General features: G+C 47.1%; 11 protein-coding genes. 5 read left to right on the forward strand and 6 right to left on the reverse strand.

Annotated features, from left to right (window positions below):
• Nucleotides 1–65: 65 nt before the first annotated feature.
• The 4 genes from SEDOR53_RS18895 to groES all read right to left on the reverse strand — a co-directional run bounded on the left by SEDOR53_RS18895 (nt 66) and on the right by groES (nt 3,021).
• Entirely contained in the window at nt 66–635 is a 570-nt protein-coding gene (locus SEDOR53_RS18895) for an FKBP-type peptidyl-prolyl cis-trans isomerase (RefSeq protein WP_198018922.1), read from the reverse strand.
• Nucleotides 604–1,062: a hypothetical protein gene (locus SEDOR53_RS19255; RefSeq protein WP_051416633.1), complete on the reverse strand. Its 459-nt coding sequence runs from the start codon at nt 1,060–1,062 to the stop codon at nt 604–606. Before SEDOR53_RS19255 ends, SEDOR53_RS18895 begins: the two co-directional genes overlap by 32 nt.
• On the reverse strand, nt 1,025–2,659 hold the full coding sequence (gene groL / locus SEDOR53_RS0112680) for a chaperonin GroEL (RefSeq protein ID WP_026770060.1): 1,635 nt from the start codon (nt 2,657–2,659) through the stop codon (nt 1,025–1,027). Before groL ends, SEDOR53_RS19255 begins: the two co-directional genes overlap by 38 nt.
• Before the next feature lie 80 nt (nt 2,660–2,739).
• The gene (gene groES / locus SEDOR53_RS0112685; protein ID WP_026770061.1) at nt 2,740–3,021 is read right to left on the reverse strand and encodes a co-chaperone GroES; all 282 of its coding nucleotides are present in this window, start codon (nt 3,019–3,021) and stop codon (nt 2,740–2,742) included.
• Nucleotides 3,022–3,289: 268 nt separating this feature from the next.
• Here groES and nusB point away from each other — a divergent pair, with 268 nt between their 5' ends.
• The 5 genes from nusB to SEDOR53_RS0112710 all read left to right on the forward strand — a co-directional run bounded on the left by nusB (nt 3,290) and on the right by SEDOR53_RS0112710 (nt 6,160).
• Nucleotides 3,290–4,219, forward strand: a complete 930-nt coding sequence (gene nusB / locus SEDOR53_RS0112690; protein WP_026770062.1) for a transcription antitermination factor NusB — start codon at nt 3,290–3,292, stop codon at nt 4,217–4,219.
• Between the two features lie 5 nt (nt 4,220–4,224).
• Nucleotides 4,225–4,653 (forward strand): DUF1573 domain-containing protein, encoded by a 429-nt coding sequence (locus tag SEDOR53_RS18615; RefSeq protein ID WP_051416634.1) that lies wholly within the window; start codon nt 4,225–4,227, stop codon nt 4,651–4,653.
• A 15-nt stretch (nt 4,654–4,668) separates the two neighbouring features.
• A complete protein-coding gene (gene yajC / locus SEDOR53_RS0112700) occupies nt 4,669–5,010 on the forward strand; it encodes a preprotein translocase subunit YajC (RefSeq protein WP_037326523.1) in 342 nt (113 codons plus the stop codon).
• An 89-nt stretch (nt 5,011–5,099) separates the two neighbouring features.
• Nucleotides 5,100–5,705: a dephospho-CoA kinase gene (gene coaE, locus SEDOR53_RS0112705; RefSeq protein ID WP_026770064.1), complete on the forward strand. Its 606-nt coding sequence runs from the start codon at nt 5,100–5,102 to the stop codon at nt 5,703–5,705.
• A 71-nt stretch (nt 5,706–5,776) separates the two neighbouring features.
• Nucleotides 5,777–6,160: a hypothetical protein gene (locus SEDOR53_RS0112710; RefSeq protein WP_026770065.1), complete on the forward strand. Its 384-nt coding sequence runs from the start codon at nt 5,777–5,779 to the stop codon at nt 6,158–6,160.
• 3 nt (nt 6,161–6,163) lie between these two features.
• Here the strand turns inward: SEDOR53_RS0112710 and SEDOR53_RS0112715 are convergent, their stop codons facing one another.
• Nucleotides 6,164–7,195 (reverse strand): PorP/SprF family type IX secretion system membrane protein, encoded by a 1,032-nt coding sequence (locus SEDOR53_RS0112715; RefSeq protein WP_026770066.1) that lies wholly within the window; start codon nt 7,193–7,195, stop codon nt 6,164–6,166.
• Entirely contained in the window at nt 7,195–11,625 is a 4,431-nt protein-coding gene (locus SEDOR53_RS0112720; RefSeq protein ID WP_084220427.1) for a PKD-like domain-containing protein, read from the reverse strand. Before SEDOR53_RS0112720 ends, SEDOR53_RS0112715 begins: the two co-directional genes overlap by 1 nt.
• Nucleotides 11,626–11,853 lie beyond the last annotated feature (228 nt).

Raw genomic sequence — 11,853 nt, forward strand, 5'->3', positions numbered from 1 at the left:
CGTAACGGTTTAATCAGTTTTTTTAGAGTGGGCAAAGATAGGGGAAAGGGGGTAATATATAGAAGCTATTTGGATTTGACGTCGGTAAGGGTTACATCGAAAAAAAGAGGTGAATTAGGGGGTATGGCACCCGAGCCCATGCAGCTATATGCCAGTGAAGAAGGCAATACCATTTTGATCCTGCCGCCTTTTTGCAGCAAGGGGATGGCTATTTTCCAACCGTCGATTACACCCGACAGACTGAAAGTAACGGGGTTGGCTGCAGCGTCGAACGTGGTGTTGTTCATCAGCTTGCCGGTATATACCACACTGATGATAGAATCCACGGTTGGCCTGGAGCCGGAGCCGGGACTGACGATTTCGTATAATATGCCACTGCTGTGCTCGGTGTAATTGATGTTATTGGCAGTACAATAGGCCACCATCTGGCTTTTTTCTGAGGCAACAGATGCCGGTTGGCAGGCGCCTGAATCGGTCTTACCACAGGAAATGATCAATAAAGAGGATAGAGAAAGGAAAAGAACCGAAGCGAACAATAGCTTTTTCATTGGAAGGGCAGTCAGTTTTATTTTATGATCGAATAATTCAATGCGTTGCTGTAATCTAAGACCCTTTTTCAGGTTCGTTGGCTGCATGCGACCTGTTTCTTTTTGCCATAAGTTCCTGGTAACGTTGCTCTTGCATTTCCCACCGGAACTTGCGGTAGAAAAACGCCAGGAAAAAAGAAAGCAATAAAATGGCCAGGATGAATACCACCGAACTGAAGCTCGCATTGGCCACCATTTCGGCGCGCTGGTACCAGCCGGAGGATAAACTAACCAAAATGAGTATGCCTATCATAAAGCCGGAGGACATGCCTACCAGGAGGGGTCGGATACTTGTTTTCTGTTTTTCCCTGTTTTCAGCCCAATACTTCACAAAATCATCATCGTGCTGCATTGAACAAATATAGGATGAATCGGTGCATAATAAAAATCCCTGTAACGATTGTGTTACAGGGACTTTATTCATAGTGAGGTATTGATTAATATCCACCCATTCCACCCATATCAGGTGCGCCATGAGGCATCGGAGCTTCAGGCTTGGGTTTGTCGGCGATCACACACTCAGTGGTCAGCAGCATAGAAGCGATAGAAGCGGCGTTTTCCAGTGCTACGCGGGTTACTTTGGTAGGGTCGATTACACCTGCTTTGAACAGGTTCTCGTATACCTCGGTGCGGGCGTTGAAACCGAAATCGGCTTTGCCTTCTTTGATCTTCTGTACCACGATAGAACCTTCGATACCGCTGTTGGCAACGATCTGGCGAAGGGGCTCTTCGATGGCGCGTTTAACGATCTGGATACCGGTGATCTCGTCTTCGTTACCACCTTTCAGTTTTTCCAGGGTTTCTACGGCACGGATATAAGCCACACCACCACCCGGTACAATGCCTTCTTCAACGGCAGCGCGTGTTGCGTGCAGGGCATCGTCTACGCGGTCTTTCTTTTCTTTCATTTCTACTTCAGTAGCAGCACCTACATACAGTACAGCCACACCACCACTCAGTTTAGCCAGGCGCTCCTGGAGTTTTTCGCGGTCGTAGTCAGAAGTGGTATTCTCGATCTGTGCTTTGATCTGGTTTACGCGGGCAACGATATCGGCTTTTTTACCTTTACCGCCAACGATGGTGGTATTGTCTTTATCGATGGTGATTGAAGCAGCCTGACCCAGGTAGCTGAGGTCGGCATTCTCCAGTTTGAAGCCCTGCTCTTCGCTTACTACAGTACCTGCAGTGAGGATAGCGATATCGGTGAGCATTTCTTTCCTGCGGTCGCCAAAGCCGGGTGCTTTAACAGCAGCCACTTTAATGGTACCACGCAGTTTGTTCACCACCAGGGTAGCGAGTGCTTCACCTTCGAGGTCTTCGGCGATGATCACGAGCGGACGGCCGCTCTGTGCTACTTTCTCCAGGATGTGGAGGATATCTTTCATAGCGCTGATCTTCTTGTCGTAGATCAGGATGAAGGGGTTCTGCAGTTCAGCTTCCATTTTTTCGCTGTTGGTAACGAAATAAGGAGAGATATAACCGCGATCGAACTGCATACCTTCTACTACGTCAACGGTAGTATCGGTGCCTTTTGCTTCTTCTACAGTGATCACACCTTCTTTGCCTACTTTGCTCATAGCCTGGGCAATCAGCTTACCGATTTCCATATCGCTGTTGGCAGAGATAGCAGCTACCTGCTCAATTTTTTTGGTGTCGTTACCTACAGTCTGTGATTGCGCTTTCAGGCTTTCAATCACTTTGGCAACGGCTTTGTCGATACCGCGCTTCAGGTCCATCGGGTTGGCGCCTGCTGCTACGTTCTTCAAACCTTCGCTGATGATAGACTGGGCCAGTACAGTAGCGGTAGTGGTACCATCACCTGCAATATCTGCAGTTTTGGAAGCCACTTCTTTTACCATCTGGGCGCCCATGTTCTCGATGGCGTCTTCCAGTTCAATTTCTTTTGCTACGGTTACACCATCTTTAGTAATAGAAGGCGCACCGAATTTTTTCTCGATAACCACGTTACGGCCTTTAGGACCGAGGGTTACTTTTACAGCGTTGGCCAGGGTGTCAACGCCTTTTTTCATTTTATTTCTTGCTTCGATATCGAAGAATATCTGCTTTGCCATGTTATTAGTTTGACAATTTGATAATTAGATAATTTGACAATGTATTTATCGGCTCATTGTCGGATTGCCGGATTGGCGAATTAAACAATTGCCAGAATATCGCTCTCACGCATGATCAACAGATCCTGTCCTTCGATCTGGATTTCCGTTCCTGCATATTTACCATATAAAACGGTGTCGCCGGTTTTAACGGTCATCGGTTCATCTTTTTTACCGGCTCCGGCAGCTACAATAGTGCCGCGTTGGGGTTTTTCTTTAGCGGTGTCGGGGATGATGATACCGCCTGCAGTTTTTTCTTCGGCAGCGGCAGGCTTAACGATTACCCTGTCGTGCAAAGGTGTAACGTTGAGTTTCTTAGCCATACGTTATTGATTTTTTAATAATTGAGTGAATAATATGCTTCTGCCCATCGATTTCCATGCCATCACCATTAGTTAAGCCAAAATTTCAGTCGGCTTCATTTGTGGGTGCCCGGTAAAGTCCCTTTGTCAGAAACGCCCGCAAATATGCACCAAGTTTTGCTAACCCTGTCAATTTTTCATTTTCCGGGGCATAAATATACCTATTACATTTTGCATGGCCCTATTTATGCGCTACCTTTGCCGCTCCCAAACAGAGTTCTTAGAAAATATGATCAGCAGAAGAAATATCCGGGTAAAAGTAATGCAGCTCCTGTATATGATTGAAGCGGCAGACGGTATACCGGCTTTTAAACAACCGGTAGGAGAGCTTCAAAAACAGCTCGACAAGAGCCGGGAGCTTTTTGTCTACCTCCTTTATTTCCTGACAGAAGTGGCGCGTTATGCCGAGGTTAATGCCCAAAAAAGGGCTTCCCGCAACCTGCCCACCGAAGCCGACCTCAACGTTAACACCAAAATTGCCGGTAACCAGCTCCTCTGGCAGATACTGGAAGACGATTCTTTTAAAAAGGCAGTCGAAAAAGATATGCCCCAGCAACTGATCGACAGGGAACTGGTGAAAAAGATATATGAAGACCTCACCGGAACGGAACAATACCAGACTTATATTGCCACGCCTTCCCGCGATAAGAACAGCGAAAAAGAGATCCTGAAACTGATCTTCACCCATCTCATGTTGCCCAATGAACATTTTATCACGCATGTGGAAGAATTATTCAACAACTGGGACGATGACGCCGATATGATTGATCAACTGATGATGAGTTATTTGCAAAAGCCTGCATCTTTCCACCTCTCGCAAATGCTGAGCGAAGAAAAATGGATCTTTGCGAAGACCCTGCTGGAAACCGTTTTAGAAAAGAAAGAATACACCACCAGTCTCATTACACCCAAATTGAAGAACTGGGATGCAGAGCGTATTGCCATACTGGATATGATTTTGATGCGTATGGGCGTTTGCGAATTGCTCTACTTCGAAACCATTCCTACCAAAGTAACCATCAACGAATACATCGACCTGGCCAAGGAATACAGTACGGCGCAAAGCGGACAGTTTGTAAATGGTATCCTGGATAATATCCATAAGGAACTCACTGAAGCCGGGAAGATCAATAAGATACAATACAAAAACAAAATATAAGTCTTATGAAACGGATATTGACGGGTATGCTGTTCTGTGCAACCGTGGCGGCTTTTTTGTCGGCCTGCAATAATACCGTGAAAGTAAACCAGCAGCCCGCTGCCGATACGGCTCATTATACAACCGTACAGTGGCTGGATTCTGTGGTGAATTTCGGCAGCATCAAAATGGGAGAGCAGATCGATATCCGTTTCCGCGTCAGGAACAGCGGTCATCAGCCACTTTACCTCACCGATGTGAAAGCGGTTTGTGGTTGTACGGTTGCCGATTATACCAAGCAAGCCATCGCCCCGGGCGATACCGGCATAGTGGTGGGGTCCTTCGATAGCAAAAAAGCGCATGTGGGCACGGTTCGGAAAAGTATACTGGCTACCACAAATTCACGCAATGGTTACAATCACGACCTTATCTTTACGGGCGATATTCAAGAATAATAAAAAAAGAACAACATGTTTTATCTGAATTCAGTTTTACTGGCGGCGAACCCTCAACAGGGCGGCGGCATGATGCAATTGGTATTGATGGGTGGTATCATCCTTGTTTTCTGGCTGTTCATGATCCGTCCACAAGCGAAAAAAGCAAAAGACCAGAAAAAGTTCATCGACAATATGCAGAAAGGCGATAAAGTGGTAACCATTGCAGGTATCCACGGTACGGTGAACAAGATCAATGAAGACAATACCCTTCAGCTGGAAGTAAACCCCGGCAGCTACCTGAAGATCGAAAAATCTTCTATCAGCATGGAATGGACGGCTGCGATCAACAAAGCTGCTGCGGCTGATAAAAAATAATAGTAGCAAAAACTGCAACCAAGCATTAATTTAGACCTGGAATCGCACCTGCGGTTCCAGGTTTTTTATTCTATCCACTTCGAAACAATATGCTCAGGATCGGTTTAACAGGAGGCATCGGCAGCGGGAAAACCACCGTATCCAATATCTTCAGGGTACTGGGTATTCCTGTATTTGATGCCGACAGCGCCGCCCGGAAACTCATGGAAGAAGATCCTGCATTGCGCAAAGGACTTATCCATTTATTCGGACCGGCCGCTTTTGCCAACGACCGTCTCGACAGAAAATACATTGCCCATATTGTTTTCAACGATCCTTACCGGTTGGAGCAGCTCAATGCATTGGTGCACCCGGTTACCATTGCAGCTGCCGAAAAATGGGCAGATGCACAGCCCACAGCTTATACTATCAAAGAAGCCGCTTTATTTTTTGAAGCAGGATCCACTACGGGTCTTGATTATATCATCGGGGTCTATGCTCCACGTCATGTGCGGATCAACCGTGTGATGAAAAGAGACGGTGTTTCGCGGGAGGAAGTACTCGGCCGTATGAACAGGCAGATCAATGAAGAGATCAAAATGCGCCTCTGCGATTTTGTGATCCTGAACGATGAGCAGGAATTGCTGATACCGCAGGTGTTGAAGTTGCACGACAAATTCCTGCAAGAGAAGGATGACGTTGGATTGTTGTTATAGGATTGTTATAATCTGAAACGTCCTGTTGCTTTTGCCCACTTTTTGCATCTAATTCAATGTAAAACAGGGTTATGAAAAAGTTGTTTATCATATTGTTACTCATGAGTTCATTTGTAACAGTGACTTCAGCTTCGGCGCAGTTCCATGGTTATGTGAGGGGTGGATATTACCGGCCTTATATTGTACATCGCTATTATTATTACGATCCGTTCTTTTCGCCGTATTGGTATGGATATCCATACTATACGTATCCTTATGGTTATCCGCCTTCACCGAGAGCTTCTAAACTCGACCAGGAAATAGCCGACCTGGAACATGATTATTCGCAAAAAATTGCTTCCGTCCGTATGAACCATTCCCTGAGCCGTCCTGAAAGAAGGTCACGCATCAGGGAACTGCGCCATCAAAGGAATGAAGCAATTGAAAATGCGAAAAGAGACTATTATAAGTCTTAAATGTCATTTCCAGGGGCAAGGAATCGCATGCGCCACTTTCTGAGGCGAACGGAGGATGAGTGAAAACTCGAATGTCTTCATCGATCCCAGTGAGTTCTTGGAAGAGGAGAGGGTTACGTCGTAAGTCAACCCCAGTTGCAAGTTCCGGTACATTAATCCCAGGTAGGGAATCACCGCATCATTGCTCCTGTACCACAAGCCCGTGTTGAAAACGGTAGGTGTTTCCGAATCGTCGAGGATATGACCCAGGTTCACGCCCAGTGAATAAAAATTCTGGCTGTTCTGAACAATGTACACGGCATTGGCATTGAATGCCAGCCTGTCGCTCAGAAAGGCCTGGTAATCGGCATGAAAATTATAATGCGGCGGATCGAGCTGCGTGGAATCATTCAATGCAGAGCGGCGCGTTTTCATGAAGCGGTATCCTGCAACACCTACATCAAAATTGGAACTTTCATCGGTATAAGTATAGGTGATGCCTGCGGCCATTGAAACATAGGGTTTGACAGTAGACAAGTACGCTTCATTGGTAGGCAGCGCCCTGTTGAAACCGGAAGAAGCGAGCTGACTCGAAAAACTGAGTTGCGTATAATCGATGATGAGATTGCTATAAGTTGCAGCCAGTCCTATTGACAAGCCATGGTAATCATTTTCATCGATGGCCACATGAGAACTCAGGATGCCGTGGAAAGAATTGTTCTTATAGGCGCCCGACATACCATAATCCTGCATGAACATGAGCCCCCCGCCAATGTAATTCGTTTCTTTGTCTTTCTGTTTGAACAGTTTACCATCAAAAGAAACAGAAGTGGTATTGAACGGTTCTACGCCGCTGGCAAACCACTGGCTCCTGCGGTTGATGATGAGGCGCCAGTCGGCACTGCCATTGCCCGCCAGCGCTGGATTCACACTCAGCGGTGATGAATAGAACTGCGAAAAAACAGGGTCCTGCGCCTGCAATGTGCCCGTGAAAATTGTCAGTAATAACAATAAACCAAAAGATCGTTTCAATAGTATGATCATAGTCATTTTCATCAGCGTAATAAAAGTGTTTCCCCGGTTTTTCTAATCAGGCTGCCGTCTGCGGCAATGCCTTCCGCTATCCATATATAGACACCCATCGGCTGCGCCGTTCCTCCTGCCGTGCCGTTCCAGCCTGCATCGGGATCGCGGGTCTCAAACATCAGTTGCCCGTACCGGTTGTATATTTTGAAATAATGGAATTGCGTCAAACCTATATGATACGAATATAGTATGTCGTTCACCCCATCGCCATTAGGCGTGAAAGATCGTGGAACCAATATATCTAACATGCCATTATCAAAAACGCGCACCAATAATGTATCGGGCGTATAACATCCGCCTGAAGAGATGAGGTTCACCAGGTATTGTTGTGTTTGTGAATGGTTGAAAATGGTACTGTCGCTATTGGGTGAAGTGATACCCCTGGTAGGATTCCATTGATAAGTATAACCCGGCAAATATCTTCCTCCAATCATGGTAGGCACACTCTTATAAGCGCTGATCGATGGCAATCGCACTGCTGCAATCGGAACCTGTATGGTGATAGTAGTATCAAGCGATACACTATATGCAGCACAATTCGCCTGGGTGGCAGTGAGCCGTATATGCCTGTCGCCGCCAGTAAGATAAGTATCTGTAGCATGATAGGTGTTGGCCGATGTACTATCACCCAAATTCCACAACCATTGAACGGCGCCGGTGAAAGTAGTATCGGTGAGATTGGTTAAATGCATCAACGTGTTAATGCAATAGGAATCGTAACTGAATTTGAGAACGGGTTTATTGATGAGTATCAACCCCAGGTTGGATGCCGCCGTATCCACGCAACCGAACTGGTTGGTGAGTCTCGCATTGTAATTGCCGGGCGTGAGTGTGCCGATGGAATCGGTGGTGGCTCCGGGAAGGGCCACTCCGTTCAGCAACCACTGGTAACTGACGGTATCGGAAGGCAATGAAACAACATACAGGGTATCCAGGATATTATTGCAGATATAATTACCGTGCAGCGAAACGATCTTACCAATCGGCAGGTGATTGATCCTTTGTGAGAAATAGAAGGTATCGGTGAAGTTGCTGCAAGCCATTTCTTTCACACCGCTGATGGCGAAAGTCTGGCTGGTGGCATTGCGCAAAGAAGGTGTGATCCAGGTATAGGGCGATGTTTTGATACCCGAAATAGTACGCGATACACCGAGGGTATCGGTATAATTAAAACTCCAGGGTGCATTACCGGTAAAGCTGATGGATAATGTGTCTTGCGGATAAGCACAGATCACTGCATTGCCGGTAATATTGGCTTTGGGTGATGGCTTTACGCGAACGGTAGCGGTAAAAATATTCCCCTGGCAACCGGTATTGTAAGGCCGCACAAAATACACTACCGTGTCGGTAACATTGATGAGGTTGGTAAGGGTTTGACTGATGATGGGCTGTGGAGTAGCAGCAGCGCTCAATCCCAATACACTGCCGGCGGGACTCACCACCGGCACACTCCAGGTATACGTGGTGCCGGGCGGTGCAGTAGCCGGCGTCATATTGAAGCTGGTACCGCTACAAATAATGGTTGATTGGTTGGCAATAGGTGGCAGCGGTACACCTACTACAGCTGTTAGCGTAAAAGGTGCGCCTGTGCAGCCGGTAGCCACCGGCGTAATGGTGTAAACAACCTGACCGGTAGCGGCGGTAGTATTCACCAGTGTTTGCGAAATAGTAGGTACCGGCGTGGTTTGCTGGCCTCCGTTGATCACTGAACCAAATGGAAATACCACCGGTGTAGGCCATGTGTATGTTGTGTTGGCCGGTACAGGTGAAGGCAGTATACTGAATGGAGTACCGGAACAAATGGTATCTGTCATGCTGAAAAGAATCGGTACTGGCTTAACCGGTACGGTAACGGTGAAGGTATTACCCGCACATCCATTGGTGGAAGGCGTTACCGTATAAGTGGCTGTATCCATGATATTATTGACGCTGCTGAGCGATTGCCCGATAGAAGTCTGACTGATCGGTTGCGCACTGCCGCCTGTTAAACCGCTCGCAGGCGCCAGCAAGGGATTGCTCCAGGTATAAGTAGTTCCTGCCGGCATGCTGGCGGGCGTATAATTAAACGCGTTACCGCTGCATATAGCTGCCAGCAACTGGTTAGCTACAGCAGGAACAGGGTTGAGGGTAACAGTGGCTGTAAATGACGCGCCGGTACATCCTGCCGCAGTGGGCGTAACCGTATAGGTAGCCGTAGCAGAGTTGATGGTTTGGTTGGTGAGCAACTGGCTGATGCTGGCTTGCCCGGTTGTTTGTGCAGATCCGCCCGAAACAGCGCCAACGGGTGCGATCACAGGCGCCGTCCAGGTATAAGTGGTGTTCGATGGAACGCTGGCAGGTGTGAGGTTAAATACGGTATTGCTGCAAGCCGCGAGGGTTTGGTTGGCAATATTGGGTACCGGGTTAATGGGAACGGTAACAATAGCTGTACTGGAACAGTTATTGGCACTGATGGTATAGGTATAAGGTACATTCACCGGGTTGAGGCTGGTATTAACCAGTATCTCTGCCGGGTTATAAGTACCATTGCCCGCTCCGTTGCTGATAGAAGTAACTACCGCTCTGTTCCAGGTAAAAGTAGCGCCTGCCGTAGCAGAAGTAGGAATATAATTGAAGGTGCTGCCACTGCATACAGCATTGGGAGTTTGTGTACTGCTCAGTGTAGGCGTTGGATTGATATTCACCACCACCGATTGGTTATTGGTACAACCATTGGGTGTAATAAGATTATAGGTGTACGTAACAGCAATGGACCCGCTGGTAGTATTGATCAGTGTTTCATTGGGATTGCCGGTTCCGCTGGCCGCTGCATTGCTGATGCCATTTACAGATGCCCTGGTCCAGTTAAATGCAGTGTTGGCTGTTTGGCTCATAGGCGTATAACTGAATACCGTATTACTACACACAGCAGGCGGTGTAAGCGAAGTGCTTAACACTGTAGAAGGATTCACATTAACTGCAATATCCTGTGTATTGGAGCAGCCATTGGATGTGGTAGTAATGGCGTACTTGACAGTAACCGGAAGAAAAGTGGTATTGGTCAATGATTCATTGATATCTCCACTGCCTGTTGTTACAGCCTGACTGATGCCCGCTACTGCGAAGCGTGTCCAGCTGAAACTGGGACCAGCAGCGGCTGAAGTAGGATGATAAAAGAACGATGTGGCGCTGCATATATCAGGTGGTGTGAGGCTGCTGCTGAGCATTGCAACGGAACCGCCCGGGTTTACGTTAACAGTGGCAGTAAAACTGGTTCCAACGCATCCATAGGAGCTTGGTGTAACCGTATAAGTGGCAGTAGCTGTAGATCCGCTGTTGTTGGTAAGCGCCTGGCCAATATAATTCTGTCCAATGGTATTGGTACCGCCTCCTGTAATCGCACCAGCGGGAGAGATTACGGGAGCCTGCCAAGTGTATGTTGTACCGGCAGGTACTGGCGAAGGTGTTATCATAAATATATTGCCACTACACGAACTAATGGATGGTGGATTAGATACCGATGGTACCGGATTTACCGTTAAAGACACATTTTGGTTGTTGGAACAACCATAGGTATTTGCAGTTAAAGTATACACATAGGTAACTGTTTTGGGCAGGAGTGTGGTATTGTTGAGTTGTTCATTGACGTTAGGTCCGCCACTGTTAGGTCCTGCGCTGATGCCGCTTACAACAGCCCTGGTCCAGCTGAAACTGGTATTGGCAAGACTGGAAGCAGGCGTATACACAGCTGTTCCGCCACTGCAAATGGCAGGAGCTATCAGGGAAGTAGTCAGTGTGGGTAAAGGCTTTACTGTAACAATCACTGCCTGGTTATTGGTACAGCCATTCGCGGTTAATGTATAATTGTAAGTAACATCGATGGGATTGGTGGTGGTATTATAGAGGATTTCATTCGGATTGCCCGTGCCCTGGCTAGAAACATTATTGATACCGGCGATCGCAGGCCGGCTCCAGTTGAAGCTGGTGCCCGATACCGTGCTGTTGGGTGTATAGGTAACCGGGCTGCCGCTACAGATGGATCCTGCATTGGTGGGAGTAGACAATTGCGGCTGCGGATTCACTGTTACCACCAATGTAAAGTTGGTATTGTTGGAAGTCGTAACAAGGTAAGTGGCAGTTGCCTGTGATGTGGTGTTATTGGTGAGTGATTGTACTACCATGCTCTGCGGTGTAGCAGCCGCGGTAGCATTGCTGATGGCGCCACCCGGATTGATGGCGGGCGTTCCCCAGGTATAAGTAGTGCCGGTGGGAGCGCCGGGTTGAACAAAACTGAAGGTACTGCCACTACAGCTGTATACGCTATAGGTTTGCTGCGCGTGGGAAAAGAAAGAAAAGGCGAGCAGGGCAATAACAAGTAAGTGCAATTTACGCAGCGTAGAAAGGGACATCGGATGAAGCATTTGAGTATCAAATATTAATAAAATAATACTATGAGCAAATAAAATTTGCTTTATTTTTTAAAAGATACCTAATACAAGCTATTTGTTGCTTAAGGTAATCATTAATAATAGCCAATACATCGCCTCCGTCTTATTATAATGTTGTCTTTACTTCTGTAAGGACGGAAACTGATGAAGTTTACGTGCAATAACCGATAAAATAGTAAAACTACTCCGCCAACAACCAGG

The sequence above is a fragment of the Asinibacterium sp. OR53 genome (genome assembly GCF_000515315.1).
Taxonomy (GTDB): Bacteria; Bacteroidota; Bacteroidia; order Chitinophagales; family Chitinophagaceae; genus Sediminibacterium.

Excerpts from the sequence above, each read along its gene's own strand:
- SEDOR53_RS18615 (WP_051416634.1), top strand. The coding sequence starts at position 4,225 with ATGAAACGGATATTGACGGGTATGCTGTTCTGTGCAACCGTGGCGGCT.
- SEDOR53_RS19255 (WP_051416633.1), bottom strand. The coding sequence starts at position 1,062 with ATGGCGCACCTGATATGGGTGGAATGGGTGGATATTAATCAATACCTC.
- groES (WP_026770061.1), bottom strand. The coding sequence starts at position 3,021 with ATGGCTAAGAAACTCAACGTTACACCTTTGCACGACAGGGTAATCGTT.
- nusB (WP_026770062.1), top strand. The coding sequence starts at position 3,290 with ATGATCAGCAGAAGAAATATCCGGGTAAAAGTAATGCAGCTCCTGTAT.
- SEDOR53_RS0112710 (WP_026770065.1), top strand. The coding sequence starts at position 5,777 with ATGAAAAAGTTGTTTATCATATTGTTACTCATGAGTTCATTTGTAACA.
- SEDOR53_RS0112720 (WP_084220427.1), bottom strand. The coding sequence starts at position 11,625 with ATGCTTCATCCGATGTCCCTTTCTACGCTGCGTAAATTGCACTTACTT.
- yajC (WP_037326523.1), top strand. The coding sequence starts at position 4,669 with ATGTTTTATCTGAATTCAGTTTTACTGGCGGCGAACCCTCAACAGGGC.
- SEDOR53_RS0112715 (WP_026770066.1), bottom strand. The coding sequence starts at position 7,195 with ATGAAAATGACTATGATCATACTATTGAAACGATCTTTTGGTTTATTG.
- coaE (WP_026770064.1), top strand. The coding sequence starts at position 5,100 with ATGCTCAGGATCGGTTTAACAGGAGGCATCGGCAGCGGGAAAACCACC.
- SEDOR53_RS18895 (WP_198018922.1), bottom strand. The coding sequence starts at position 635 with ATGCAGCCAACGAACCTGAAAAAGGGTCTTAGATTACAGCAACGCATT.
- groL (WP_026770060.1), bottom strand. The coding sequence starts at position 2,659 with ATGGCAAAGCAGATATTCTTCGATATCGAAGCAAGAAATAAAATGAAA.